16 protein-coding genes are annotated in these 24,526 nt (G+C 51.5%); 6 read left to right on the top strand and 10 right to left on the bottom strand.

Features of this window, described 5'->3' with window-relative positions; all coding sequences use genetic code 11:
* From JHJ32_RS18000 to JHJ32_RS17985, 4 genes are all read left to right on the top strand, one after another.
* Positions 1-2,036: gliding motility-associated C-terminal domain-containing protein (locus JHJ32_RS18000; RefSeq protein WP_200121931.1), on the top strand; the 2,036-nt coding region annotated here is incomplete at its 5' end.
* A gap of 90 nt (positions 2,037-2,126) precedes the next feature.
* Positions 2,127-3,089 (top strand): PorP/SprF family type IX secretion system membrane protein, encoded by a 963-nt coding sequence (locus JHJ32_RS17995; RefSeq protein ID WP_200121930.1) that lies wholly within the window; start codon positions 2,127-2,129, stop codon positions 3,087-3,089.
* A 52-nt stretch (positions 3,090-3,141) separates the two neighbouring features.
* Positions 3,142-5,073, top strand: coding sequence for an OmpA family protein (locus JHJ32_RS17990; protein WP_200121929.1), 1,932 nt, complete (start codon positions 3,142-3,144; stop codon positions 5,071-5,073).
* A 239-nt stretch (positions 5,074-5,312) separates the two neighbouring features.
* Complete coding sequence (locus JHJ32_RS17985) at positions 5,313-6,158, top strand: fumarylacetoacetate hydrolase family protein (RefSeq protein ID WP_200121928.1); 846 nt, start codon at positions 5,313-5,315, stop codon at positions 6,156-6,158.
* A 28-nt stretch (positions 6,159-6,186) separates the two neighbouring features.
* Here JHJ32_RS17985 and JHJ32_RS17980 read toward each other — a convergent pair whose 3' ends face one another.
* From JHJ32_RS17980 to JHJ32_RS17965, 4 genes are read right to left on the bottom strand one after another with little or no spacing between them, the layout of a single operon-like run.
* On the bottom strand, positions 6,187-6,621 hold the full coding sequence (locus tag JHJ32_RS17980) for a retropepsin-like aspartic protease (RefSeq protein WP_079715417.1): 435 nt from the start codon (positions 6,619-6,621) through the stop codon (positions 6,187-6,189).
* A gap of 3 nt (positions 6,622-6,624) precedes the next feature.
* On the bottom strand, positions 6,625-7,563 hold the full coding sequence (locus JHJ32_RS17975) for a malate dehydrogenase (protein ID WP_200121927.1): 939 nt from the start codon (positions 7,561-7,563) through the stop codon (positions 6,625-6,627).
* A 53-nt stretch (positions 7,564-7,616) separates the two neighbouring features.
* Positions 7,617-9,971 (bottom strand): BamA/TamA family outer membrane protein, encoded by a 2,355-nt coding sequence (locus tag JHJ32_RS17970; protein WP_233632740.1) that lies wholly within the window; start codon positions 9,969-9,971, stop codon positions 7,617-7,619.
* The gene (locus tag JHJ32_RS17965; RefSeq protein WP_200121926.1) at positions 9,919-15,231 is read right to left on the bottom strand and encodes a translocation/assembly module TamB domain-containing protein; all 5,313 of its coding nucleotides are present in this window, start codon (positions 15,229-15,231) and stop codon (positions 9,919-9,921) included. The genes JHJ32_RS17970 and JHJ32_RS17965 overlap by 53 nt, the downstream gene beginning before the upstream one ends.
* 343 nt (positions 15,232-15,574) lie before the next feature.
* On the opposite strand from JHJ32_RS17965, the gene JHJ32_RS17960 reads away from it, so the two are divergent.
* On the top strand, positions 15,575-17,995 hold the full coding sequence (locus JHJ32_RS17960; RefSeq protein ID WP_200121925.1) for a thiamine pyrophosphate-dependent enzyme: 2,421 nt from the start codon (positions 15,575-15,577) through the stop codon (positions 17,993-17,995).
* A gap of 23 nt (positions 17,996-18,018) precedes the next feature.
* Here JHJ32_RS17960 and JHJ32_RS17955 read toward each other — a convergent pair whose 3' ends face one another.
* The 6 genes from JHJ32_RS17955 to JHJ32_RS22905 all read right to left on the bottom strand — a co-directional run bounded on the left by JHJ32_RS17955 (position 18,019) and on the right by JHJ32_RS22905 (position 23,673).
* A complete protein-coding gene (locus tag JHJ32_RS17955; RefSeq protein WP_200121924.1) occupies positions 18,019-18,879 on the bottom strand; it encodes an ROK family protein in 861 nt (286 codons plus the stop codon).
* Positions 18,866-19,969, bottom strand: a complete 1,104-nt coding sequence (gene aroC / locus JHJ32_RS17950; protein WP_200121923.1) for a chorismate synthase — start codon at positions 19,967-19,969, stop codon at positions 18,866-18,868. The genes JHJ32_RS17955 and aroC overlap by 14 nt, the downstream gene beginning before the upstream one ends.
* Before the next feature lie 76 nt (positions 19,970-20,045).
* Positions 20,046-21,302, bottom strand: a complete 1,257-nt coding sequence (aroA, locus tag JHJ32_RS17945; protein WP_200121922.1) for a 3-phosphoshikimate 1-carboxyvinyltransferase — start codon at positions 21,300-21,302, stop codon at positions 20,046-20,048.
* Positions 21,302-22,408 (bottom strand): chorismate mutase, encoded by a 1,107-nt coding sequence (locus JHJ32_RS17940; RefSeq protein ID WP_079715425.1) that lies wholly within the window; start codon positions 22,406-22,408, stop codon positions 21,302-21,304. The genes aroA and JHJ32_RS17940 overlap by 1 nt, the downstream gene beginning before the upstream one ends.
* Before the next feature lie 79 nt (positions 22,409-22,487).
* Positions 22,488-23,312, bottom strand: coding sequence for a prephenate dehydratase (locus tag JHJ32_RS17935; RefSeq protein ID WP_079715426.1), 825 nt, complete (start codon positions 23,310-23,312; stop codon positions 22,488-22,490).
* Between the two features lie 181 nt (positions 23,313-23,493).
* On the bottom strand, positions 23,494-23,673 hold the full coding sequence (locus JHJ32_RS22905; RefSeq protein ID WP_233632739.1) for a hypothetical protein: 180 nt from the start codon (positions 23,671-23,673) through the stop codon (positions 23,494-23,496).
* 79 nt (positions 23,674-23,752) lie between these two features.
* On the opposite strand from JHJ32_RS22905, the gene JHJ32_RS17930 reads away from it, so the two are divergent.
* Positions 23,753-24,526: a hypothetical protein gene (locus JHJ32_RS17930; protein WP_200121921.1), complete on the top strand. Its 774-nt coding sequence runs from the start codon at positions 23,753-23,755 to the stop codon at positions 24,524-24,526.

The following is a 24,526-nucleotide window of genomic DNA, read 5'->3' as shown; positions in this document are numbered from 1 at the left end:
CGGTGATTCCGGTGGGGGGTACCATTACGGTGAGCGTAACGGCCGACGTGGATGCGGATGCGCCGGCGACCATCGCCAACGGCATCAGTGTGTGGGGTCCGGATAACGATCCGGATACCGACACACCGGATGATGAGGATGATACGCCGGAAATTCCTGTGGATCGCGCTTCGAATATTAGCATCACCAAGGTCGCTGATCAGCCGCGCGTAAAAGCGGGTACCACTACTTCCTTTACACTTACGTTGGTTAATGACGGACCATCGGTCATTGAGGTGGGCAAGGCCATCCACTTGGCAGAGCGTCCAGGTGCCGGCGTGACGATTACCGGCTACGCGGTAACCGCTGGTGCAGCTACTATTGCGGGTACAGCCAACGAAGCAGTACTGACTACCACCGGTAAGATTGCCGTGGGCGGTACGATTACGGTAAGCGTTACCGCAGTTGTCGATGCCAATGCTCCGGCTACCATTACCAATGGTATCAGCGTATGGGGTCCCGACAAAGATCCGGAGACCGAAGATCCGGACGATGAAGACGATACACCTGAAATACCGGTAGATCCCAATGCCACCTTGAGTATTACAAAGGTAGCTGATCAGGCACGGGTGAAAGCCGGCGAAAACACATCGTTCACGCTTACAATCACGAATGAAGGCCCGTCCGACATCGGCGTTGGCGAAGATATCCGGCTCGTGGAGCGACCCGGTCAAGGCGTGGCGATTACGGGATATGCAGTCAGCTCGGGTCCGGCAACCGTAAATGGTACAGGGAATAACGCCGTGGTGACCACAAACGCAGTATTGCCAATGGGTGGCACCATCGTGGTCAGCGTAAGTGCGACCGTAATGGGCGATGCTGAGGGCACTATCACAAACGGCATCAGCGTATGGGGCCCGAACAAGGATCCTGAGACCGCCGATCCGGATGATGAGGATGATACCCCCGAAATACCGGTAGATCCGAGCTACGTCCTGCGCATCACGAAGATGGCCGATGACCAAACCGTGGTCTCCGGTGGAAGCACCACATTCACGGTTACCGTTACCAATAATGGCCCGTCAACCATTGCAGCGGGTGAGGTCATCAGCTTGGAGGAACGGCCAGGAACCGGAGTTGCCATTACCGGATACCAGGTGACGTCGGGCAACGCATCGGCGACTGGTTCAGGAAATCGGGCTGCGCTCATCACGTCGGCCGCTATTCCATCCGGCGGCACTGTCATCGTATCCGTCAGTGCGGATGTGACCGCACCTGCCGGGTCGACGATTACCAATGGAATAGCCGTATGGGGCCCGGATAAGAACCCCGATACGGACGACGAAGACGATGAAGACGGAACGCCCGAAATTCCGGTGGGACGACCCTACACGCTCAGCATTGAGAAAGTAGCGGACCAGTCCATAGTGACCGCAGGGCAGCCGACAACCTTCACCGTGACGGTGACTAACAATGGACCGCTGGAAATTGGGTCGGGAAGGGTCATTACCCTCGATGAGCGCCCCGGTGCCGGGGTGACGATAGCTGGATATGAAATTGTCTCCGGCGCGGCAACCATCAATGGTACAGGCAACACCGCTACCATCACGACCACCGGTACGGTAGGCGTGGGATCAACCATCGTGGTACGTATAAATGCCAATGTAGAGCCAACTGCCACCAATACGATTACCAACGGCATTGCAGTTTGGGGGCCAGATCGCAACCCGGATACGGAAGACCCCGATGATGAGGACAACACCAATCCGATTCCGGTTGATGCGACGATAGACATCCCGAATGTGTTTACACCAAACGGAGATGGCTTGAATGATCGCTTTGTGATCAAAAACGTGATGCAATACCAAGGCAGGGAACTGATCATAATCAATCGGTGGGGAAATCAAGTTTATAAAAGCATGGATTACAACAACGATTGGGATGGTGGAACTTTGGCAGAGGGAACCTATTATTATATCCTACGTGTCCGAAATAATAATGGCGAATGGCAGACCCACAAAGGTCCGATTGCCATCATCAGAGTCACCAACCGATAAAAATTGAACGGCCTGCCGGAACCGATCGGAACCCGGCAGGTATCATCGTAACAATGCGCTGAATGATTACCTCAATTATAAGAGAATAAGATGAAAAAGATATTTTTCCTATTGCTGACAACGTTCTTTGTGCTGCCCACCGTAGCCCAGCAGGTAGCCCAGTACAGTCAATACATGTTTAATGCACTATACATCAACCCTGCTTATGCTGGTTACCGCGGCCCTGCCAATCTGCATACCTATTACCGCTCGCAATGGACGGGTATGCCCGATGGTCCTCGGACATTGGCATTGGCAGCCGATATGCGGGCGGCGAATGATAACATGGGGCTTGGCTTCAATTTGATGAGCGACCGAGTGGGGCTTGAGAAACGTATTTATGCCTACGCAAATTATGCGTATCGGCTGCGGGTGGGATGGGATCCCGAAGATCGGCTGGCTTTCGGACTCGGCTTAGGCGTTATCCATTCTGCCTATGATAACGCCGGGGTGAGAACCGGCGACCCCGAGCCACTAAATATCGAAAATTCATTTCTCCCGGACGCACGATTTGGTGTCCATTATTCCAATAACCGTTTCTTTGCGGGAGTGGGCGTTGACAACCTTATTTCACGGTTGATTTTCAACGAAAACAATGGCTCCACCCGGATCCCTCCGGTTACCCAATACTATATCAACGCTGGGGGCATTGTGCCGTTCGCTTCGGATATCCTTTTTAAGCCGTCGGTATTGGTCAAAAGCGCGCACAATTCGGCGGGCCGTGGTTGGGTGTCTGACCTGAATGCGGCGGTGATCTTTGCTGAGCAGTTTACGTTTGGTGTGTCATACCGGACCGCCTTATCGAGCGGAAGAAATCTTTCCAACGATTTGGCGCGCCCTAACTCCGTTATCGCCTTAGCCGAATTTGTGGCCGCTGGACAGTTCCGGATAGGTTATTCCTTTGATTATGCATTAAATAAGTTGCATAACCAAGTGGGAAGCACGCATGAAATATCATTGGGCTATTCGCTGATTAAGGGTACCCAGCGCGTACGAACCCCCCGTTATTTTTAATCGTTGAGTACTGTAAACCATGCTGACACGCAAAGGATATAAACAATTACCTATGGATTTTTTAGACAATAAGGTTAACCTATTGATTGTTGGGCTCTGCGTCCTGATTGCAGCTCCCTTACAGGCACAATATTCCCTTTTGAAATCTGCAGACAGAGAATTTGACTCGTTCAACTTCATCAAAGCGATAGAATTGTATCAACGGGCATACGAAGAAAAAGCAGATATCAGAACGGCGGAACGGCTCGCAGAGTCTTATTACCATATCCGGAATTATCGAGAAGCAGAAGCGTGGTATGCCAAATTGGCCAACCAGGATGACGCGGAAGTAGATCATATCCTGCAATATGGGCATATACTCCGCAACAATTCAAAATTCAGGGAAGCCAAGGCGCAGTATCTTCGAGTTGCATCGAAAGCGACCGGCAGCATCAACGAAGATGAGTTAAACGTGCTGTACGCATCGTGTGACTCTGCTGTCATCTGGCTGGAAAATCCCGCAAAAGCGGTAGAAATCCGCAATGAACGCGCGCTGAACAGTGCACAGGCAGAATTTGGCGCGGTGCAAGGACCTGATGGGCTTTATTTTGCGTCCGACCGGTTTACAGGGGCGGATCAGCCGGATGTTATTTATGGCTGGACGGGGAACCCTTATTTGTCGATGTACGTGGCCAACGGCAAAACCGTCAATAAAGTGGATGCTACCTGGGGAGATGGCGCTAATCATTTCGGTCCGGCCACCTTCTCCACCAAACGGAATGAAGTATATTTTGCCGTTACCCGCAGCCTAAAACGGGAGGAAAGGCGGAAAGCCGGAAAAGACGTGACGGTTAACATCGAAATTTTTTCCAATTCGCTGGATGCGCCCAATTGGGGCGAAAATGCGGTTGCTTTTCGGTATAATAACATCACAGCGTGGTCCGTCGGCGATCCCTTTCTGACCGCTTCAGGCGATACGCTGTACTTTACATCGGATATGCCCGGCGGGCAAGGAGGCACCGACATCTACTACGTGACCCGCCAGTCGGATGGGAGTTGGGGGGAAGCCGCCAACATGGGAGCTGCCGTCAACACACCGGGCAATGAACGTTTCCCAAGTGTCGATGGCAGGGGCGATTTTTATTTCTCTTCGGATGGCCATCTGGGTATGGGGGGATTGGATGTGTATCGGCTGGACAAGCGCAGGGGCATGCCAAAAGCGGTCAATCTCGGTTTTCCGTTTAATTCCCCATACGACGATTTTTCTATCCGGTTTGATAAGGAACTGGAAGGATACGTTGCGTCAAATCGAAGCGGCGGGATGGGTGCAGACGATATCTATTGGTTTAATTTAAACAAGGTCGTGCAGCTCGATCTGGAAGGTGGCGTATATAATGAGAAAACAAAATTGCCAGTCTCAGGTGCTAAGGTGACGCTAATCCCCGCAGGAAATGAAGCAAATGCTGTGGTGGTGAATGCCGATGCAGGAGGTCGGTTCAAATTCAATTTGGCGGAAAATACCGACTATACATTGGCTGCCGAACAAACCGGTTTCCGCGAATTCAAACCGATGGCGTTTTCAACGGCCGGTATCGATACCTCCACCACCTTGAAGAAGGATATCTTCCTTTCCCCCGTCGAAGTGCAGGAGGTAGTCGTACTCCGCAATATTTACTTTGACTTCGACAAAGCCGATATCCGGCCGGATGCAGCGTTGGAACTGGATAAAATAGCAGCATTTTTGAATAGCGACCCGGATGCCAGAATTGAGCTGAGCGCACATGCCGACTCAAGGGGTACACACGAATATAACCTGAAGCTTACACAACGCCGGGCCGATTCCGCCGTGGCTTATTTGGTAAGTAAAGGGATTGCCGCGGACCGCCTGGTGGCCAAGGGGTATGGCTTTGCCAAGTTGGCCAACCATTGCGCCAAGGGGGTTGAGTGTACGGAAGAAGAACACCAATGGAATCGGCGGGTGGAGTTTTTTGTGATAGGCCAATAACCTGCCGCAACTCGTTTGTTGACTACTGGCCGAAGGGCGTGATGACCTGCTCATCACGCCCTTCGGCCGTTTATCCGTGTAACGCCATCATGCGATTTGGCTAATATACTATCAGAATAGGCCAACAATTTAGTGTAAACTTATCGAATTATTGATTTATTTTGTAAAGGTGTGTCAGTGTTCATGTGATAAGGAATAAACTGCGAAGCATTTCGAAACATTGATGAATAATTATTCTGATGAAGTTGTATAAAACCACGCGGGGCCATGTTCTCCAGGCAGATGGCCGTTATTGCTTAATTCAACAAGATTGGGACGAAATTATCAACCGCGACGGCCTCCATGCGTACCTCAGGGCACAGCTGGAGTCCGTCGATTCGATCGAAGGCACGGAGGCGTTGGCCTTGATTGATAAGGAATTGCTTCCCCCGATAGGCGGCCAGGAGGTATGGGCGGCGGGAGTAACGTATAGGCGGAGTATGGAAGCACGCATGGAGGAAGCTAAAGATTCGGGGGGAGCTGATTTGTATGATCGCGTTTACCATGCTGAACGGCCGGAATTGTTTTTCAAAGCGCTGCCGCATCGGGTGGCCGGGCATGGGCACCGGGTAAGTATCCGTAAGGATTCCGCGTGGGATGTGCCCGAGCCGGAACTCACCCTTTTCATCAATTCATCTGGAAGCATTCAAGGCTACACGGTCGGCAACGATATGAGTTCACGCAGTATAGAGGGCGAAAACGCATTATATCTGCCCCAAGCGAAGGTGTATGATCGCAGTGCTGCACTTGGGCCATGTCTCTATATTCCTGAATCGGGCATCGATCCCGATACGACCATCGAGATGGATATTGTCCGTAATGGACAGCTAATGTTCCGCGATTCGGTAATAATCAGCCGGATGAAACGGTCGTTGGACGAGCTGGCGGCGTATTTGTATCGCGAATGCTATTTCGATAAGGGCAGTTTCCTGATGACCGGCACATGCTTGGTGCCCGCCGATGACTTTACCTTACAGGTAGGGGATACCGTGCACATCACGATTGGTGACATCGGCACATTGACCAATACGGTCGCCTATAATTGATAATAGCGGGACGAGGTATGCAGGTAGATTAGCGCCTTCGTTGCCTGAGCTTCAGCGTATGCTTCCGATAGTCTATAATCCCGCCATAGGCGCTGAGGATATCGCCGCCAATAACCCCAATGACGGGTTCGATATCCAACTGTTGATAGGCGTAGTTGATGGTGGATAAGTCCAAGACGGCCACTTCGTAATGTTTCAGGTGGAGGCCGCCGATTTGCAGATCCGGCACATTCAGGATAAAGCTTTGCATCGATGTCGTGCCTAAGCCCGTAGAAACCATGTCGGTATGCTGGAGTACCATATCCCGGTGAAGGTAATTTTCTACGGTCGCTTTGTCAAACACGGTCTTAGAAGCACCTGTATCCAGCACGGCCTTAAAAGGCGTATTAAAAACGATGACTTCCAGCAAAAGGTGGAAGCCATCGTCCTGCAGATTAAGTAAAGTCAATGGGACAGCTATCATTGATTAAAGTGTCCCGATTTCTTTCAGCACGTTATTCATGCTGCGCACAGCATCGGCACTTTTCGCGAAGGCGCTTTTTTCGTCTTCATCAAGTGGAAGGTCAAGAATGCGCTCCCATCCGCTTTTGCCGAGGATGACAGGCACCCCCAAATTGATGTCGTGTTGTCCGTATTCGCCTTCGAGGTAAACCGAAGCGGTGAAGAGTTTCTTCTGGTCGCGTACGATACTTTCTACTACGGCCGCGCTCGAAGCGCCCGGTGCGTACCATGCCGAAGTGCCGATGAGCTTGGTCAACGTGGCCCCACCAACCATCGTATCAGCCACAACCTGTTGCTGTTCTTCGTCGGAGAGAAATTGGGTCACCGGCAAGCTATTCCATGTTGCATGTTTGATAAGCGGTATCATCGTGGTATCGCCGTGTCCACCGATCACGATGGCGTTGAGATCAGCAGGCGAAGCGCCGAGCCGCAGACTGAGCTGATACTTAAAGCGCGACGAATCCAATGTGCCTCCCATGCCGATAATACGGTTTTTGGGAAGGCCAGTAGCTTTAAGTGCGAGATAGGTCATCGTGTCCATCGGATTGGACACCACGACGAGGACAACCTCGGGAGAATATTTCAACAGGTTTTCTGCCACGGTACGCACGATGTTGGCATTGGTGCCAATCAGTTCTTCTCGGGTCATCCCCGGTTTGCGCGGAATGCCCGATGTGATCACAGCCACGGTTGAACCAGCTGTTTGGCTGTAATCGTTTGTGACACCGGTGATTTTGGAATCGAATCCCAGCAAGGCCGCGGTCTGAGCGATGTCCTGCGCTTTGCCCTCGGCGAATCCCTCTTTGATGTCAAGTAAGACGACTTCTTCCGCAAGTTGTTTGCGGACGATGTTGTCAGCGGTAGTGGCGCCTACTGCTCCGGCACCTACGACGGTTATCTTCATAAGGTTATTTTTTGGGTGTTCACTACTGTTCAACGGTAGCTAAGGTAGTGATTTTAGAATGGATATCCAATCGCCAAATTGAATACCAAATTATTCCGCCGCCAATCGGGGCTGCGGAAATTGATTTCGTCGAATAGCCAACGTTCACCCTTTGGCCGGTACGGGATACGCAGTGGCATGGCTAAATCACCCCGGAGAATCAAGAACGTAAAATCAAACCGCAAGCCCAATCCGGCCCCTACAGCCATCTCGTTGACGAAATTGCTGCTGAACGCTGCTCCCGGCTTTTCGGGGTCTGAGTTTTGCAGCCAGACATTGCCCGCATCGACGAACGCCGCCCAATGTACGATGCTATTTAGCCGCGCACGGTATTCAGTGTTTAATTCGATTTTGATGTCGCCGGTCTGATCAGCAAAAAAGTTGTTTTCGCCATAGAATTCGGGGGTATAAGAGCCCGGGCCCAGTGTCCGTGCACGGAATGCCCGTATGCCATTTGGACCACCCGAAAAAAATTGTTTCACATATGGAAGTTGCGTGGAATTGCCGTAAGAATAACCAAGTCCCGCCATTGCCCGGGAGGCTAATGTAGCATTCGTTCCCAATTTCATGTAATGCCTAAAATCAACTTCAGATTTTATGTATTGCGAAAAGTTGGCGTTGAAGATTTGGTACTGGCGCCCTTCGCGGACATTTGCACCCCGAATGAGCCCGTAAAGGTTGGCCGAGAGATCCAGCCCTCCCTTGAAATAGAAGGTGTGCTTGAGGTCCGTCCGCGCCGTATTGGTACGGGTATAATTGTAAATGGGACCAAAGGTAAACTGCGGCTCAATGGCATGCCGGAGTGGTGGCACCGTATCCATAAGCGCCTGGTATGCATCGGTGATGTTCCAGGGTTGCACGTAAGCGATCTCGAGTACTTTTAAGTCATGTTCTTTTTCAGTGTTTTCCCGCCACATGTATCCAAATGAAAACCGCATGGAATTCAGACTGTACGCCGTACGCCGGTTGAGAAATTCGTAACCGGCGGTAAACACGGTGCGGGGAACGAACCGCCGTGTGGGTTTCCAGTCAAATGGCGCAATCATGCGCGGAAAGGAAAGGCTTGCCTCAATACCGTAGCGATAGAAGCTGGAATTGAGATTGACGTTGCCCCCCGTTTGTGTCTCGAAGCCGCCATACACCGTAAAGGTGAGCAGCTCGGCACTCCTGAACGCATTGCGGTGCTGCCAGTTGACATTGATCTCCGACCCGTTGTATACCGCTGCGGTTTTGCCGAGCAGCTCGATGCGGAGCCCATGTTTGGGCATTGGCGTGAGGTAATAGTACGCATCCAGCTTGTTCGTTGTCTTACCGGCGGAATCCACATCCACAAATTCGTTGCGGACAAAGCGGAAACTTCCCATGCCGACCAACTGCCGGATAGTTCGGTTGTGACGCTCCCGGGTATACAATTCGCCCTGCCTTAAAATCATGGCGTTGGTCAACGCAAACCTCCGGAAGGTGTGTTCGGGATCGATGAAGTGGTATCCTTGATAAACATTGCCATCGGTCGGATCAGCACGCTGGTATCCGCCCTGGGTAAGTGTATAATTCGGATAAATATAAATGTTGTTGATATAATATGGCCGCTTTGCCCTGGCGGGCGTCTCGTTTTTGACCATGACGTAAAGATCGACCTGGTGATCGCCCGCAACGCTATCCACCTCAACGATGAGGTGGTCCGGGTTGAAATAATAATAGCCTTTGTTTTTCAGTTCATTGTCTATTCGCTCTCGTTCGGCAATAATATTATCCAGGTTATAAGGCCTGCCCACCTGAAGGAGGGATCCGGACGCCGCAGACTTGATCGCCTTGCCCAGGTCGCTGCTATCCACATCGAAGGTGACCGACTTAATCCGGTAAATGATATGCGGCGTAGCGGTGTAGGTGACGGTCGCTTTTCGGTTGTCGATGGTGGTATCCGAAGCCACCTGTGCATGGAAAAAGCCCAAATTTTCGAGTCGGTTGCGAAGCACGTTTTCATTGTATTCGCGGTTGACATCACTCAGGAGCACGGGCGGCTGGCCTACTTTGTTTTTGAGCCAATTCCTGAACCCACGGTCGCTTTTGGGCTCACCGGCAATGTTATACAGGTAGAGCTGCGGACGCATACCCAGGATGGTGGTATTGGGCTTAGGGCGCAGCAGCGCCTCAAGACCTTCACTCAAGGGGCCGATATACCGCTCAGGAATGGTGTCCGAATTGATTTCGACTTCCCCTTTGACATAGAGGTGTTCACCTTCTGGCAGGTATTTGAGGTTGCTGCAGCTTGCTAAGCAAAACAAAGCGAAGGCGACATAGCACAGCGATACCAACCTATTGCTCATCACTCCCCCTTTCTTCTTGCTGTAGGTCCTCATCCCGTTCATTGCGCAGGGCAGTGTTTTTCCGGGCTGTCTCCGGTACGGACGGCACCTGGTCCCCGCCCTGTTGGTTTTCCGTCGTTTGCTGATTTTGCTGTTCCTGCTGCCGTTCCATTCGCCGCTGTTGCATCCGTTCCCTAAATTCTGGGTCATTTCGTTCGAGGCTATCCAAGATGACCTTACGCACGCTGTCGCGGTATGCGGTATCGGTCTCCATCCGTTCGACGTCCCAACGGCGTCGAAACTGGCGGCTTTCCGTGTTGAATTCATCCGCCAGACGGCTTCTACGATTGAAGATTTCCCTAAATTCGTTGTAATCCATGTTTACGATGAAGCCGAGGCCCGTTTCTACGAACTGGCCCTGCAGCGTGATTTGGTATTGATTTTTGCGGTAGGCCCTTGCCATATAACGGCCGTCATCGGTGAGCTGGTAATCAACAGCGATGTCCCCGGCGATGTTGGTGGTTTGTTCCCCCGGCCGTGCATTGCCTTCTAATTCAAAGTTTGATCCTACGGTTACCTTCATACGGTCATTGAAAAGCATTTTGGATACGCCTATGTTAAGGTCGGTTCGGTTTTGTCCTGTTCCGGTGCTGTAGTCCTCTTCCGATTGTAAGCTGAAGTCAAATTCGACACCTTGAATGAGATCGCCAGCGAGGCGATTGAGCTGGCCGCTCAGGAAAGAGCTTACGGTATTGCGTGCTATCGCTTCCGCACCGCCGCCGCCAGAAAGGCTTTCGAACGGATTGGCCGCCATGAAGCGCCCGAGCACAATCAGTGAGAATACCTGCTTGTTCATTTCAGATTCGTTTTCCTGCAGCTGCGCCAATCCGGTATTGACTTTGCTGGCCACATCTTGCGAAACCATGGCATTGTCTTCATCCAGATCGATACCAAACCGCAGCTGGGGTTGGAAGAGCTGTTCGCTGATGTGAAGCGTAACGTTAAACGGTACCCGTTGCTTATACAAATTTGGGGATTCTGTGCCGATTTGGTTTTGTACCAATTCCAGTGTCGGTGCTCTTAAGTTATATACGGCGGTAATATCCATGCGGGCATCCATCGGATCACCTGTCCAGGTGAGTGTACTCCCTTTTCTGAATTGGAATAAACGTTTTACCGGGCCGAATGAAAACGAATAATTGCCCGACTCAACGGTATACGTACCGTTTAACGTGATATCCCCACTGGGATCGATACCGGCATTCAATTCGGCCTCTCCCTGGATTGTCAGCGCATCCTGGCTGCCGGGATCGATGACAACGGTAAAGACGGCGTCCTTATCGGTCACAACGTTGACGGATACGTTAAGGCCGCCCAATTCGGTATGCGTAAGGGAGTCGACCTTGGCAAACACGTTGGCGCGGGCTGTGTCGCCCCGGTTGACAAACCGCACGATCCCTTGGCGATCCACCATGCCCGGATCATCGTTGGGCAAAACGAAGGTGACATTGGTTTTCTCGTTTACCAGCAAGGTCCCGCTGACATTGGGATTATTCATGTCTCCCTGGATGCGTAGATTGCTCGACATGAAAAGCCGACCGTAGTACATATCGTTGTCTTCCTGCGTGGAGTTCAATACCTGAAAATCGTCCGCAACGACGGTTAGTGCAAATGCAAAATCAGTGTAGGTGGTCGTATTGACCGTACCATTAATGACGGCGGCGTTGCCCACGCTATCTTCTAAGCGGAATTTATTGAAACGAAGACCTTTGTTATTGAAATTGATGCTTTGGTCGTCGATATTAAATGTCGCGTTAAGCATGGCGACATTGAGTGTAGCCTTATCAAATAAGAGCGCACCATTGATGCGCGGTTGGTCTACCGTACCGGTGATATTGAGCTTGCCGTTGATAGCCCCAGCGGTGTTCCGGAGGTATCCCAAGCTGAATGCTTCGAGGGTATGCATGGATAACGGGTTGACATCCAATACGAAATCCAATTGTGACGGCTCATTTGGCGGATTGATGAAATCACCCGTCAGCTTTACGTCGTTGCCATTGCCGGTGATGCTGATGTCCGCGGCAAATACGTTTTCACGCTCATTATTGACCTTCAGATTGATGTCGCCTACCGTGTCATTTCCAAAGAAAAACCGGTCAATGGTAATGTCCGATACAAATACGGGCGAAGTTTCAAGCCGTGATATGGTCGCCGTTCCATTGATTCCGCCGCCCATATTGAACAGCTCGCTCTCAAGCATTTTACTGAATGTCTCTATTCTGAAATCATTGAAAGTCAGATTTATAGGTGCATTTAACGTGGAGTCCTGCGATTGCACTGCCATTTCCTGGCCGTTGTTGCGCAAGATAAACTGGTGTGCCCGGATCCCGTCATTGCCAAATAAAATAACGTTTTCTGGGTTTACCTTCCATTGTTCATAGTTGAGCATGAGTCCATCCTCTTGCAGGTTGAACAGGAAATTCCCCGCATCCACCTTGAGCGCCATCCCCAGGTGATAACGTTCTTTATCGGCATCATCCTTAATCCACAGACCGAAGTCCAGTTGATTTTTGACGACGGTGCCACTGAGCAACGTATTAATAAGCTCGATGTTACCCAGCCCAATCCGGTTGATGAGGGCATTGTAATATAAGGTGCTGTCGTAGGTGTTGATATCGACGCCGACATGGTCTATCGTGGTACCTGCATAGACAACGCGCGGCGCGGTGACCTTGGCGAGCAACAGTTTTTCGGCGCTATTGAATGACCCATCCAGCATCACGTCTTCCATCTCCGTGAGGTCCGGCAGCAGCCCTTGGATAAACCGCGAACGGGTAAATTGGGCACTGAAGTCAAACCGTTGGGGCGTATATTCAAAGGTTGGCGCTATCGAATCAGGCTGGTAGTACACCGCAAGGATATCTTGTACGGATGCTCCCAATTCGCTGAGCTTGAAGTTGCCTACCATGTGTGCATTTAGAAACTCTGACCGCAGTTGCAGCATGTTGGATGTATCTCGCGCGATGGCGCGTAGCCGCACGGTATCCAAGGTATAGCGCTCGTCATTGTAAGCAATAGAAGAATTGACGATATCCACCGTCCCGTTTAGGTGGTCAATATCTGCCGTCTCCAGATCAGCTACAAGGCGTCCATGGTAACGGAATTCATCCTGCATCAGGCCCAGGTTTTTCAAGTTGATGCTGTCGACCATGAGGTTGACGTTTACGCTCGGGTATTGGCCCCGCATATCGGCATGCGCATCCAGATCAAAATCAATATTGGCGTCGTCGCTGGTCATCGTTGCGGTAATGTCGCCATTTTTGGCTGTTGCATTGATGCCAATGTTGGTATATTGATAACCCATTGCTTCGAGGCTGAGGAGTTCGGCCTGGATGTCGGCGACGGCCGTTGCCGGATCAAGTCCTGTACCTTTGGCGTGGGCCGCAAACGATACCTTACCCAGCACCGAATCCATTTTCATCAACTGGCCGATATCAATGTCCGAAATCTGCAGTTGCGCATCGTATACGGTGTCGCGCGTCCCGCTATTGACGCGGTAGTCTGCATCCACGTTGGCATTGCCCATCGTGGTATTTAGTTGCATGGCGGTTTGAAAGCCATTTAGTCCACCGTTGAACGTGCCGGCAAGCCGGATATCGGCCGGCAGGTTGATGCTGTCCGGCAGCAGGCTCGGCGCAATCAGCCGGTCGAGGTCGGCCTTGCCGGTAACAAATTCCTGCAGGTCAAGATCCACATCCAATTGTTCCATATCGGGCAGCCCTTTGATGTGCGCGCGGGCAACGATGCGGGTCTTATCCAAGGTTTCCAGCCTGAGGGTGGGGATTTGTAGATCATCAAGCCGGCCGTCGATAGTCGTATTGATGTGGAACGTAACCGGCCAGAGTGGCTCCATCACTTCCATCGTATCCAAATCAGGCACGAAATACCGGACGTCTTCCATGCCCAGGTGGCTTTCGCTGATATCGGCCACTATGCGCACACTGCCCAGTTGCTCGGTAATGGTTTCCAGGGCGGGATAACTTATTTTGATGTAATTGCGGAATAGGGTATGGGGCGTTTCCGCATACAGATCGTCCAATTCAGCACCCTGGTTGGTGTAGAAGAAGTTGGTCTGCAAGCGGTTCAGCACAAAACCACTGTGATCACGGGCTTTTAGTCCGGCCACACGGCCGCTTATGGTATCCGCGGAATAGCGCAGGTCGGTCAGTTCCCCTTCAAAATCAGTGATACCGATGTTGCCATAGTCAAATCCCTGAGCTATGCGTGGTTGGTTGGCGTCTTCAAACGCAAAATTGGTGCTGGCTATGCGTATCGACGATGCGTGCACGCGCCAGTTGACGGGCTCAGCCGGTGCCGCCGTGTCCGCAGCGGAGGAAGGCTTCGTGGTCTGTCCGAAAAAAATGCGGGAATCCGATCCGTTTAAATCGATCTCGCGGATATCCACAAACTCGCCATTGAGATCCAGTTTATTGAGCCTTGCCAGCAGTTTGTTTATCCGAAAGCGGGTATCCATTGCACTTGCTTCATCTACATATGCAAAATCGATAGCCGAGAGGTTGAACGTTTCAAATTCCAATTCCGGCAGCAGTGATGTTGCCGCTGTATCCGCGATGCCGAAGTCAGCCGCATTGGGCGCTTCCTCAGGTTGGGCGACAGCCCATTGCCTCACCGAACCTTGTAGCCCATTGACGTTTATGCGGGGAATGCCAAAGCGCATATTTCCTTCCAAATCAAACGTTTCAATCCGCGTATCCAGGTGATTGAGATTGACTTCTGCAGCCATGCCGATTACCTCGTCACGGTAGAGGAAGCGGATGCGGTTCAGATTTACCCGGTCGATATCGAATTTCATGGGGGCAGAGCTGTCGGGTTGAGCCGGCTCTTTCTGTTCGGTCACAAAAGCATTAATGATGTAATCAAAGTTAAACGCGCTGTCGGGAAGCGTTCGGTTTATCTTGGCCGTAACTCCCTGTAAATCGATACGGCCGATTTCCACCGTGTTGTCCAGCAACTTCAACATGCTGATATCCACCCGTAGTTTTTCTCCGGCAAGGAGCGTGTCGCGGGATTGATCCTCAAAATAAACGCCCTCAAGCACCAACATCTTGGGCAAATCAAGACTCACATGCGCAATCCGGACCGGCGTTTTAATTTTATTTTCAAGGTAGGCCGTTACCTTCTGCACGACATAATTCTGGACAGCAGGAATACGTATCAATACAAAAAGGAGTAAAACCAACCCAATGATGCTCCCGATGATCCAGAGGAGCGTCTTAATTGCTATCCGACCGAACTTATTCAATGTAAATTAGTAATTTTAGCTTTATATAACCAATATATAACCTTTAGCTTTTCCTAATACGATAAACAGCGCTGCCTTTCAAAAGGTTTAGCGAAGATGCTTAAATCTTTTCAGATTCAAAAAAAAGCAAAAATCAAACCATAATGTCCGTATGTTTACAATCTTTTGCCGCCGCCGTCGTTATCTATATAATCAGCACTTGGAGCAAACGGTAAAGCACAGGTTTTCAATAGACAATAGCGGCCAATTTTGTCAAAACCAATAAACGCACCTGAATTTAAAAGTCAATGTCGCTTTTAAAAAAATATATTTTTTCTACTTTTGGAGCAAACGCAATTTAATTATGTCGGATACCCATATTAAACAAAGCGAACACTCAACTCAGGGCAAACTCAGCTTTGACGATTTCCGGGCAATCGTCATGGCGGATTACCGGCTTGCGGTGATGAGCAGGTTTGTGAGTTTATTAGGCCGTAAGGAAGTGCTTACCGGTAAAGCCAAATTCGGTGTTTTCGGGGATGGCAAGGAATTAGCGCAAATAGCCATGGCCAAGGTGTTTCAGCTTGGCGACTGGCGATCAGGATATTACCGGGACCAAACCTTTATGTTTGCCTCGGGCATTGTATCGGTATACCAATTTTTCTCCCAGTTATACGCCCATCCGGATGTAGAGGCTGATCCGTCCTCCGCCGGTCGGCAAATGAACAGCCATTTTGCTACGCGGATGCTTACGCCCGAAGGGAAATGGGTGGATCAGACCTTGATGAAAAACTCAGCAGCAGACATATCCACCACGGGCGGGCAAATGCCGCGCCTGCTCGGGTTCGGGCTGGCGTCAAAGCTGTATCGCGACAATCCCGAATTAGCCGGTATGAGCACGTTTTCCAACAACGGCAACGAGGTGGCTTTCGGTACGGTGGGCAACGCTTCGACATCCGAAGGTGTGTTCCTTGAAGCCGTGAATGCAGCGGGCGTGAGGCAGATTCCAACGGTGATTTCCATATGGGATGACGGCTATGGCATCTCCGTAGCTAACGATATACAGACCACCAAAGCCGATATCTCCGAGGTATTGAAAGGCTTTCAGCGGGATGAAAACGGTGCGGGATATGAGATTTTCAAAGTAAAGGGCTGGGACTATCCGGGCCTTTGCGAGACCTACGAACAAGCTGCGGCAATCAGCAGGGAACACCACATCCCCGTGCTTATCCACGTAACCGAAATGACGCAACCCCAAGGGCATTCGTCATCGGGGTCGCACGAACGCTACAAATCCCAGGAACGTCTGGCCTGGGAACAGGAATATGACTGCATCGTCAAAATGCGAGCGTGGATGATAGAATCGGGCATCGCGAACGAAAATGAGCTGGCGGATATCGAACGTTCGGCAAAAGAAAGCGTGCGTGCCGAGCAGAAACGAGCGTGGGCAGATTATAACGCGACGCTGAAAAAAGAATCAGACGAAGCCATAGCGCTGCTGGCAGCCATTACGGATGATACCGTGCAAATCCTACTCAATGAGTTAAAATCACTTACAGAGGCGTCGCTCCGGGAAGTATATAGTACTGTCCGGCGGGTTATCCGTGTATTGCGGGGCAAACAAAGCGACGAAAAGACGGCGTTGTTGGCTTGGTACGCGCAGCGGCAGCAGATCAATGCCGACCGGTACAACACGTACCTGTTTTCAGATACCATAGAGTCACCTAAGCATGTGGCCGTCGTATCGCCGGAGTATGGCGCAGCAAGTCCGGTGGTAGACGGAAGGGAAGTGCTCAATGCCTGCTTCGATGCAAATTTTGCAAGAGATGCGCGCCTGGTGGCGTTTGGTGAGGATGTCGGCAAAATCGGTGACGTAAACCAGGGATTTGCCGGACTACAAGCCAAGTACGGCGAACGCCGTATTTTTGATACGGGCATCCGGGAGTCGGCTATTATCGGGCAAGGAATGGGATTGGCTATGCGGGGATTGCGTCCTATCGCCGAAATCCAGTATCTGGATTATTTGGTGTATGGCCTCACGGTTTTGACGGACGACGTGGCCTCCCTCAGCTATCGGACGAAAGGCGGGCAGAAGGCGCCCCTTATCATCCGGACACGTGGCCATCGGCTGGAGGGCATCTGGCATTCCGGATCGCCAATGAGCATGATCTTGGGATCCATGCGTGGTATACACGTGTGTGTGCCGCGCAACATGACCCAAGCTGCGGGGATGTACAACACCTTGCTCCGCGGCGATGAGCCGGCCTTGGTTATTGAGTGCCTCAATGGATATCGGCTAAAAGAACGCATGCCGGCCAATGTTGGCGAATTTACCGTACCCTTGGGGAAAGCGGAGGTGGTGAAGGAAGGCAACGATGTGACCGTGGTATCCTACGGCTCTACGTTGCGTGTGGTGCAGGAGGCGTCTGCCGAACTGGAAAAGCTCGGTATTTCCATCGAAATTATCGACCCGCAGACCCTGCAGCCCTTTGATGAAGAGCACCGCTGTGCACAGTCACTGAGCAAAACCAACCGGCTGCTGGTCGTGGACGAAGATGTGCCCGGTGGTGCTTCTGCCTTTATTCTGCAGCAGGTGTTGGAGGTGCAAAACGGCTATTATCACCTCGATGGTCAGCCCCGGACGTTGACAGCAAAAGCGCATCGCCCGCCATATGGCTCAGATGGTGATTATTTTTCCAAACCTTCGGCAGACGACGTCATTGAAACGGTATATGCCATCATGCATGAAGCCAATCCGGCGAAGTATCCCGCGTTGTTCGATTAGCAGGTGGGATTGCCCGGGGCCCCTTAAACGAATATCGCTGCCGCACCGATCAAGGCAGCATGCTCGCCCAATTGGCTGATGTGGATGTCAAATTGGTTAAACGCCTCCGGGTTAAACTGCTGGAAAATAGCCCAAGCCTTCGAGATATTGCCACCGATGATAAATCGATCCGTTACTTCTTTCTGGCTGAAGTACCGCATGAAGTTCAGCAAGTGATGGCTGTACTCGGCCAGTATATCGTCTACGAATGCATGCTGGTCACGCAGCTGAAGCAACTCACGGAGTCCGGTTACCGCTTTGCCGTGTTGTGCTGTGCGGCGAACAAACCACCGTGTGACCAAATGTTCCTCCATATTGCTGTCGAGGTATGGCGTCTTCCACAGGTCGGCATCCACGGCATTTTTTCCTTGCTCCCAGACGGCGCTTCCCAAGCCGGTGCCTAAGGTGATACCCAGCATTTTAGCATGGCCATTATGCTTGCCGGCAAAAACTTCACCCTGCAGAAAAGCCGCTGCATCGTTGATAAAGCGGATGTTTTGGCCCTCAACGCCCGTTCGTTCCGCCAGTTCGGTACGGATATCCATGCCATACAGGTTGTCATATTTGTCTTGATCCCGCATGCGCGAAATGCCACCTTCATAATCGAACGGCCCCGGCATCGCGATACCGATGAGGTGTGCGGGCAAATCCGGATGCTTACTGATAACTTCCTGAAAAGGTGCTGCCCATGCTGATAAAATCGATTTAGCATCGGCATGAGAATCAACGTGATACCGGCAGATAGAATCATCAATGACCCGCCATTGACGCGTGTCTACCAGTGCCGCGGTGATATGGGTGCCCCCGATGTCGGAAGCGATTACGTAAGGATTATTTTGTTGCATGATAGATTTGGTGTCTAAGTAAATGATCAGCAATGACAAGCGCGGCCATGGCTTCCACAATAATCACGGCGCGGGGCACCACGCAGGGGTCATGCCTGCCCTTTCCGGTGATTTCGGTTGATTCCCCGGTTTGGTTGATGGTCTGTTGGGGGCGCATGACAGTGGCTACGGGTTTGAACGCTACACGGAATGTGATGTCCATGCCGTTTGAGATGCCTCCCTGGATGCCGCCAGAAAAGTTGGTTGACGTTTCCAGTTTACCGGCATCATTGTTCGGGTTGACGAAGATGTCGTTATGTTCAGTGCCCTGCATTTCAGACCCGGCAAATCCGGAGCCGTATTCAAACCCATGCACTGCATTGATGCTCATCATTGCTTTGGCCAGGTCGGCGTGCAATTTGTCGAATACCGGTTCGCCCAGGCCTACGGGCACTCCCTGGATGATTGCGCTGATGCGGCCGCCTACCGTGTCTCCCGCTTTGCGTATGCCGTCAATGAAGGCTATCATCTCATTGGCCGTGGCGGGGTCGGCACAGCGTACCATGTTGCTTTCCCGTATGGCAAGCAGCTCATTGACGTCATCCGAATGTAAATTCGGTGCCTCGATTTTGCCTACACCTGACACATGCGCAAAAATGCGGATTCCCTGTTGAGCTAACACACTTTTCGCTATAGCGCCGGCAGCGACACGGGCGGCCGTTTCGCGGGCAGACGAGCGCCCTCCGCCGCGGTAATCGCGGATGCCATACTTCATCTGGTAGGTGTAGTCGGCGTGGGAAGGACGGTATTTGTCTTGGATGTGCGAATAATCCTTAGATCGCTGGTCTTCGTTTGGAATGACCATGGCTAAAGGTGTGCCCGTGGTTTTGCCTTCAAACACCCCGGACAGTATTTTGGCGGTATCGCTCTCCTTACGCTGCGTGGTAATCTTGGACTGCCCCGGCCGCCGTTTATCCAGCTCGGACTGGACAAACGACTCGTCGACGGCGATATTCGGTGGGCAACCATCGATAATTACGCCAATTGCTTCCCCATGTGACTCGCCGAAGGTGGTAATACGGAATAGTTCTCCAAAAGAGTTTCCGGCCATGTTATGTTAGATTTCAGTTTATCAGTTATCAGCTTTTTGCTATCAGACTTCGGATTTTACGACTTCCAATAGGCGGCTAAGATATAACAAATCCCTGTTGTTTCAAATGTTTCCAGAAATCGGGATAGGATTTTTCTACCACCCGCGGCTCATTGATTTGCATATTGCTGAACACCAAAGCCAAAGGCGCGAAAGCCATAGCCATGCGGTGATCTTCATACGTATCGATGATGAGCTGTTCAGGACTGTGCAGGCCTTCGGTGTGCAGATGGTATACTGCGCCGTCTTCCACCAGCCTTACGCCGAATTTCGCCAGCTCGTTCTGCAGGGCGGCGATGCGGTCTGTTTCCTTGATTTTCAGCGTGTGCAATCCGGTGAAAGAAAGGTCGCGTTTCAGCGCCGCTGCACAGACAATCACGGTTTGCGCCAAATCGGGGCATTCTTTGAAATCAAACAGTTTCTTTGCCGAGTGTACGGTGGTTTTTTGGATGCGTAAGCCGCCGTCTTCAAAAGAAGAGGCCACGCCGAAGTGGGTCATGATTTCCACAATGGCGGCATCCCCTTGTAAGCTGCTGCTTTTCAGGTTGGGCAAAAATAGATTTGCTTCGTTGGCTAGCGCCACCATGGCATACCAGTAGGAGGCGGCGCTCCAGTCCGGTTCGATGGTCAGTTGGCAGGGCGACGCCGTTTGCGGCATAATCGAAATGGTGTCTGCCTCCCAGCGGTGTTGGATGCCGGCTTCGGCCAGCATGTTTAATGTCATGGTGAGGTAAGGCCGCGATGTCAGTTCGCCCTCAATTTGCAGGTTTAGTCCCTGCGGGAGGGATGAGGCAACCAACAGTAATGCCGACAGATACTGGCTGCTGACATGACCTTGTACCCTGACATGGGCGGTTTGCTGCGTAAAACCCCCTTGGATGGCAAGTGGAGGATAGCCCGCTGTTTCAGCGTACCGGACATCTGCGCCCAAGGTGGTCAGCGCGTCCACCAGTATACCGATGGGCCGCTGCTTCATCCGGTCACTCCCTGTCAGCAGGTAGCGGCCGTCGGTGATGGCCAGGTAAGCGGTCAGAAACCGCATGGCCGTGCCAGCGGGACCGACATCGATCACCGTCTGCTGCGTACTGTCGCCCCGTTGTCCGGAGGCAGCACGCAGCGCCTGTTGTAAGGTCACAGTATCAGCGGCAGAAGACAGGTTTTCAATGCGGACCTTACCGCCGCCAAGGGCCTGTATGATCAACGCCCGGTTACTCTCGCTTTTCGAACCCGTAAGTCGTACGGTCCCGTTGAGCGATTTCGCTGGATGCGAAAGTTTCAACGCACTGATTTCCATTATGCCTCTGCTACCGGTTTGGTGTTCATGATTTCGTTCTGTTTGCGGATGGATTCGTTATGAATCAGTTCCAGCAACTTCACCGTGAAATCGCGGTCAAGTTTAAGTGCCTGGGCCACGTTGCTCCGTTTTTGGATGATTTCATCCCAGCGGCTGACCTGGAGGATGGTCACATTGTTGTCGCGTTTATATTCACCGATTTTTTCGACGATCTTCATTCGGTCGCTCAGGATTTTGATGATTTGGTCATCCAGCTTGTCAATATCTTTGCGCAATTGTGCCAGTTTATCTTCAAAAACCGGGTCATCTGACTTGGCGTGCCGGAAGGTAAGGTTGGCGAGAATGTCAGAAAGTGCTTGGGGGGTGACTTGCTGTTTGGCGTCCGTCCAAGCCACGGATGGGTCGATATGCGATTCAACAATAAGCCCCTGCATGTCCATGTCGAATGCTTTTTGTGCAATGTACGGAATCAACTCCCTGTTTCCGCAGATGTGGCTGGGATCGTTGATCACCGGAAGATCAGGCACAAGTGTTTTCAATTGGATGGCGATATCCCACATGGGCTCATTACGGAAGGCGGTTTTTTCGTAGGAGGAGAAGCCCCGGTGGATAGCTGCCAGTTTTTTGATGCCTGCACGGTTTACGCGTTCCAGCGCGCCCAACCAAAGAGACAGGTCCGGATTGACGGGGTTTTTGACCAGTACGGGCACGTCTACACCTTTCAGCGCATCAGCGATCTCCTGCACGGTAAACGGGTTGGCGGTAGATCGGGCGCCTATCCAAAGGATATCCACGCCTGCTGCCAGCGCTTCTTCCACGTGCTTTGCTGTGGCCACTTCCGTCGCGATGGGCAGTCCGGTTTCATCTTTAGCCCGGCGGTACCATTGCAGTCCAATGCTGCCGATGCCTTCAAATTCACCCGGACGTGTGCGGGGCTTCCAGATGCCTGCCCGTAATACGTTTACTTTGCCGGTGTTGGCCAGCAGGTGTGCTGTGGCGACGAGCTGTTCCTCCGTCTCCGCGCTGCACGGGCCGGCGATGATCAGTGGCGCGTCGCCGGTGTCAAGCCATGATTTTAAGGGTACGATGTCTAATGTCTGTTTCATTGTTTTATTTTTATTGAGTATTGCGATTTTGTTTTTTTCGTTTTTCTGTTTTTCGTTTCACCGGCCAAGGATCATCCGATCACACCTTGTCATTCTTCACGTATTCCCCCATGATGTTGAAATTGCTGGTGTACTTGAGCACGCGGCGGATGGCTGCATCATAATCTGCTTGATCCTTCCATTCCACATCGACATAGAAATCGTATTCATTGCGCTTGCCCAATACAGGCATGGACTGTATCTTGCTGAGGTTGATGTTCTGCTCGGCAAAGCACTGCAACACCGTTGATAGCGAACCTACGCCATTGCCGGTCTGGAAAGATATGGAAGCCTTGTTGACTTTGCCCCGTTCTTCAGGCTTGCTGCTCAGGATAAGGAAGCGGGTGTAATTTTTCTTGTTGGTTTCAATGCGGCGTTCCAGGATTTCCAGGCCATATAATTTTGCCGCCAGTTGGGGAGCGATAGCCGCGGTATCCCGGAGTTGCAATTCGCTCACTTTCTTTGCACTTGCCGCGGTATCTTCCGCTTCGGTCACCTTAAACTGTGGGTTTTCTTCCAGGTAGTCATTGCACTGTTGCAGCGCGATGGGGTGGGACTCCACATATTTGATGTCCTGGATTGATACGTCGGGCAGGGCCATCAGGTGCAGTTTGATGTGCAGGTACGCTTCGCCCACGATCGGAAAACGGTAGTCGCGAAGCAGGTTGTAGTTGGGAAGCAAGCTGCCGGCGATGGAATTTTCAATGGCCATCACGATGTAATCCACCTTGCCCTGCTTTAGCAGTTCACACATTTTTTTAAACGATTCGCACTCCACGGTTTCGATTTTATCGCCGAAATATTTGTAGGCTGCCTCTTCATGGAATGACCCTTTGATGCCTTGTATCGCTACTTTTATGTTCATAAATTATGTAAATGGACAAAAAAAAGTCCCGGCTTTTTTGCCGGGACTTTCTACATTTCTATCTTTTAACGTTATCAATGCATATCAATCCCGGCTCTCACTGCTAAAGTAAAAGAAACCAAAAAACCAATATGCGTTGTTCCGTGTTAACATCATTGTTGTTTGACGAGCCAAATGTACATCAATTTTTTTTATTGTCAAGATAAAAATAAAAAAAGTAGCCCGTCCGGATGCCGGCTTCGTGTCGTGTCTCTGTTTCCTGCCTGTGTGAGGCACCGGTGATCCATGTATTTGCCACGTATATCCCACGGATAATCCACTTATTATTCACCTTTACCCATGGCGCTATCAGATGCTTCATAGCCGGATTACTCCCGGGAAACCCTTGGATTGCCCCTGAGTTTTTCTTATCTTTGTACTGTACCATAACGACATAGGCCGTGGCCATTCAGAAAAGCTCAATTACCCTTGAAGGACAAATCGGGGATTTGTCTTTCTACAACAGCAACGGTAAGGCACTTGTCCGGCAACGCACTGGGGCCAGTAAGGAACGTATCAAGACCGACCCTTCCTTCGCGAGGACACGCGAAAACAACACCGAATTCGGACGTGCCAGTAGTGCGGGGAGGCTCATCCGCGTAGCGACGAGGCTGGCGCTGGGTGAGCGTTATACGTTGTTTGAAGATCCAACGGCAGTCAATCGGCTGACGACACGTATGACGGGCGTCGTCCGGTCAGACACCACGCACAGCCGGGGCGAACGCACTGTAGTGCCCGAAAGTCTACCTTTGCTTCATGGATTCAGTTTCAATGCGGTTGCCGCATTGAAGGATGTATTGTTTATCCCGCCCCGTTGTGCCTATCAGCGGGAGACCGGCCTGCTGGAGGTCACGCTTCCGGCGCTGTCTCCCGGTAACGCGATGGCGGCGCCTAAGGGCGCGGAGCGCTGCAGTTTTCATGTAGGAGCCATCTTGTTCAATGCCGGCGTGGAGCCGTTGCCCGTTGTCGCGCAGCATCAAGAACTGCTGCCAATGGATTGGCAGACCATTCCTGCGCAGGCCTTCCGGCTGGAGTTGCCCGAGGCGTCGACTGACCCGGTAATCATCTGCTTTGGAATTTCTTTTTACAGGAATTTAGGCGGTTATCCCGTGCCGATATCGGATCAAGGGCGAAATGTCTTCGAAGTGATTGGTGTAGATATAGCGGCCGGATGA

The sequence above is a fragment of the Parapedobacter sp. ISTM3 genome (assembly GCF_016533505.1).
Lineage (GTDB): Bacteria > Bacteroidota > Bacteroidia > Sphingobacteriales > Sphingobacteriaceae > Parapedobacter > Parapedobacter luteus.
This window is presented reverse-complemented; position numbering and strand designations above follow the sequence as displayed.